At 68.2% G+C, this 3,919-nt stretch carries 4 protein-coding genes and 1 rRNA gene; 1 reads left to right on the forward strand and 4 read right to left on the reverse strand.

All coding sequences use genetic code 11. The features are described from left to right. Positions 1-221: 221 nt before the first annotated feature. From U8525_RS34110 to U8525_RS34120, 3 genes are all read right to left on the reverse strand, one after another. A complete protein-coding gene (locus U8525_RS34110; protein WP_374270914.1) occupies positions 222-398 on the reverse strand; it encodes a DUF3606 domain-containing protein in 177 nt (58 codons plus the stop codon). 96 nt (positions 399-494) lie between these two features. Further along, the gene (gene lnt / locus U8525_RS34115) at positions 495-2,114 is read right to left on the reverse strand and encodes an apolipoprotein N-acyltransferase (protein ID WP_374270915.1); all 1,620 of its coding nucleotides are present in this window, start codon (positions 2,112-2,114) and stop codon (positions 495-497) included. Next, on the reverse strand, positions 2,111-2,695 hold the full coding sequence (locus U8525_RS34120; RefSeq protein ID WP_374270916.1) for a hypothetical protein: 585 nt from the start codon (positions 2,693-2,695) through the stop codon (positions 2,111-2,113). The genes lnt and U8525_RS34120 overlap by 4 nt, the downstream gene beginning before the upstream one ends. Positions 2,696-2,822: 127 nt before the next feature. Between U8525_RS34120 and U8525_RS34125 the strand changes: the two genes are divergently transcribed. Then, positions 2,823-3,680, forward strand: coding sequence for a hypothetical protein (locus tag U8525_RS34125; RefSeq protein WP_374270917.1), 858 nt, complete (start codon positions 2,823-2,825; stop codon positions 3,678-3,680). 124 nt (positions 3,681-3,804) lie between these two features. Here U8525_RS34125 and rrf read toward each other — a convergent pair. Further along, positions 3,805-3,919, reverse strand: a 5S ribosomal RNA gene (gene rrf, locus U8525_RS34130); the annotation flags it as partial.

Consider the following 3,919-nt stretch of genomic DNA (forward strand, 5'->3'; position numbering starts at 1 on the left):
AGCGGAGCCCCTGCCGGACCGGTTTGGCCGAACCCGCGCGGTCCACTCCGTCGCGATTCCTGGGCGCTTCACGTCCGGACCTGATTGGCCGAACCGAACAGCGACCTGATTGGCCGAGCCTTGACACCAAGGGCAGACGCGCGGCTCCCTGCCCAGAAGGCCGAAGCGGCCTGAAGGAGGCGCACTGGCGGAAGCCCGCGCCTCCCAGGGAGGGCCGAGTCCTACTTACCCAGACGGGCCTTCACCTTGACAGCCATCACGCCGACGGCCGCCACGGCGGCACGCAGCTGCGCCTCAGTGCAGCCGAAGTGAGCGCACCACCAGCGCACTTCCCAAGGCTCGTTGACATTGACGCGTGCGCGGTCCCTCGGACCACGGTTTTTGAGATCGTCGCTCATGGCAGGACTCCCGTGAAGAGTGGATGCCAAGCATCACCACGCCAGGTGAAGCCCACCATCCCTCAGCAGGGGTAGAGACGAGACGGAAGCCTGTACCTAGGCGGTGACGACTTGAGCACCCGCCAATCCGAGTCGTCGGATCCACGCCACCATCACCACGGCCAGCACGAGCGCCACGGGCCCCAACCAGTCGCCCCAGGCCCCCGCGAGCGAGCGCAGCCGCTCCACGGCCGGTACACGCATCACGGTGCTAGCACGCTGGTTGTCCTCCAGTTCAGAGGTCCATGCCCCAGCGGGATCGATGAACGCGGAAATGCCCGAGTTGGTCACCCGCACCTGTGCGGTGCGAGTCTCGATGCTGCGAAACGCCGCATGCATCAGGTGCAGCCGAGGCGCCGGAGTGCCCGAGAACCACGAGTCATTCGACAGCGTGAGAATCAGGTCCGCCCCCTGACGCACCTCCGCGGCGACGTAGTTGGGAAAGATCGCCTCGTAGCAGATGAGCGGCGCGACCTTGAGCACACGGCCACCGTTGATCCGGAAGTCCACGAGCCGGGGGCCCGGCCCGCGCTTCCATCGGCCGGTCCACGGAAGCCATGCGCGCAGCGAAGGTGTGTCCACTGCGTCCGGGACCCACTCCGTGAGCGGGAACAGCATCGTCTTGCGATACGCGGACTGCGCCAGCTCGCCCGTCGCCGAGGGCCCCAGGAACATGGCGGCGTTGAACTCACGCTCGCCCTCCAGGTCATAGGTGCCAAACACCAACGGCACGCCGCGCTCCGCCACCCACGAGCGGATCTCCTCATCCAGAGCGCCGCCGTCCTCGCTCTTGGGAGTGCCGAACGTCGTCGGATACACCGTCTCCGGCCACACCAACAGGTCCAGTGGAGCCGAGCGCAGCAGCGCATCCGACATCGCGTAATGCGTATCCAGGATGTTGCGAACGACCTCGTAGGTGCCCTGCTCCGCGGCCAGCTTCTCGATGTTGGTGATGTTCGCCTGCACGGCCCCCACCACCAGCGAAGGAGCCGAGTGCACCGCCGCGCGCACCTGCCCCAACCTCACCCACCCATAGCCCCAGCCCCCCACCGCCAGCACGATCGCCAGGACCACCGGCCGGAGCCGCAAGCCCCGCCGCGAGGCCAGCCCCTGCCCCACCGCCACGACACACTCGTTGATGAGCAGCAGGACCAGCGTAAGCCCCGGAGCGCCCGCCACGTCCGCGCCCTGGCGCAACGTCTCCGAGGCATAGAGGGCATGCCCCAGCGTCTCGGCGAACAGCTTGGGCGTGAACCACTCGGTGCCCACGTAGGTAAGGGCGGTGAGCACAGGAGGCACCCAAGCCAGACGCGGAGCCTCCGCGAGCCGCCGGCGCGAATACCACCGCACCCAGGCGGCAGTGACGAACTGGAGCTCCAACACCGGCGCGATGAGCAGGAACACGCCCCAGCAAAGCCACACCGGAGCTCGCGAGTACGCCGCGATGGCGCCCGGGAACCAACCAAACACCGCCGCGGTGAACGTCACTGACAGCAGCGCGCCCAGGAGCACGGCACCGCGGCCGGAGTGAACCCGGTCCAACGTCGCGAGCCATGGCGCCATGGCCACCACGCCCAGCCACACCCAATCCGGGCGCAACTGTCCGAACGCCGCGAACAGCACGGTGGTCGCCGCGACGCCCAGGAGCGCCCCAGCCCACCCCTTCACGGACGTCACTGCGAGTCCTCGTCCTCGACGGGAATCTCCAGCAGTTGGTGGGGCATGCCGGGGGGCGCCAGTTCCTCGGGCACCACGCGGTTCTCGGGGATGGGGATGGGCTGCCCGTTGGCGTCCCGGGGTGTGAAGTCCGGATGGAACATCAGGATGGCTGCGAGCGGCTGCCCGTTGTCCGTCGTCTGGTAGTGACGCATGTACCCAGGGGGCAGCTCGAAGTCGTCGGGAACGACGAGCCCGCGCTTCAACGGCTTGGTGCCGCGCTGATACAGCGCCGTCCCGGTCTTGCCCTCCGGAGCAGGCGGCGGCTCATCGACAGGCATGGGGGCAGGATCCTCCACGTGCATGGGCGCAGCGACCGGAGCGACCGCGGGCCGCACGGAAGGGCGCACCGGCTCCAAGGAAGGAACCACCGGCGCGGAGCGCTCGGCCACCACGACCGGGGGCAGGTCCTCGACGGCAACAGGGCGGGAGAGCCACCACAGGCAAACGCCCACGCACAGCCCGGTGACGGCGATGGCCCCGCCAATCAGCCAGGCCCCCACGCCACCCGAGGACTCCCGCGAGGGCGTCACCCGCGTCACGCCATCGGAATCCGTGCGACGCTCAGGGCCAGGCGGCGGGGAACGCATGTTCTCGGAGGGCCTCCAGGGTGCGTATGCTACGGAAGCCGCTCGCATCGAGGCAATGCGCGCGCCGCCATGCCCTCCCATGACCGTCGACGCGTCTGGTCCCTTCCCCGTCCATGCCCTCACACGCCGGCTGCGAGCCCTGGGAGGACTCCTGCACGTCACGGTGCTGGGCACGCTCGGCTACGCCACATCGCTGCTGCTCAAGGACGTGCTCGCGGGCACGCAGACACTGCAACCCGTACCGCTGGCGATAGGTCTCGCGGTCGGCGGAGTCCTGCCGCACATCGCCTTGCGCCTCTTGCGGCTGGGCACGAGGGCCACGGTCACGGTGGGGCCAGAAGGGCTGGTGCTCACACTCCGAGGCGGCGCGCACTTCGAGATCCCATTCGAGACCCTGGATTCCATCTGCCCCTGGCGACTGCCCATACCGGCCCCGGGACTCACCTTGAGGCTGCGAGCGGGACGCGCATTCGACTACGGCCTGGAAGCACAGGCCCCCAGGGCCCTGCTCGAAGCCATGGGAGCCCTCGGGGAGGCGAGGAACGATCCCCGGGTGAGGTACGCACAAGCGCGGAGCGAGAAGTGGCGCAGGCGCTGGTACGACCAGGCATTGAAGTACGGCCTGGTGCCCGGAGTGCTCGCCGCCATCTTCTTCCGAGCACACCAGTACATCTCCTTCGGGGGTCCGTTCGGAGAGCTCCAGATGTACGGATGGACGGCGTACCTCACGTCCTTCGCGCGCACCTGGCTGCCCGTGTTCCTGGCGCTGTTGTTGTTTGGTTGTTTCTGGCGAGCGCTCGCGGAAGCGCTGTGTTTCAGCGCCGCGTGGCTGGGCCCTCGCTGGGCACGCAACACACGCATCGGCGCGGAGTGGACCTGCCGGGCGCTCTATTACGTTGCCCTGCCAGTCTTTCTCGCGGTGCGCCTGCTCGGCTGAAACACAAGGGCAGCCACCAGCGAGCGCGGAGCGACGCTCAAGGCAGGCGGCGTTGACGGGGAAGCAAGCCCGCAAAGATAAAGCCCCTGGCGCCAGGAAGGCGACAGGGGCTTTCAAGAAAAGAATCCGGCAGCGACCTACTCTCCCACGCGGTTTCCCGCGGAGTACCATCGGCTCTGGAGGGCTTAACTTCCGTGTTCGGGATGGGAACGGGTGTGACCCCTCCGACATTGCCACCG

Source organism: Corallococcus sp. RDP092CA, assembly GCF_041903675.1.
Lineage (GTDB): Bacteria > Myxococcota > Myxococcia > Myxococcales > Myxococcaceae > Corallococcus.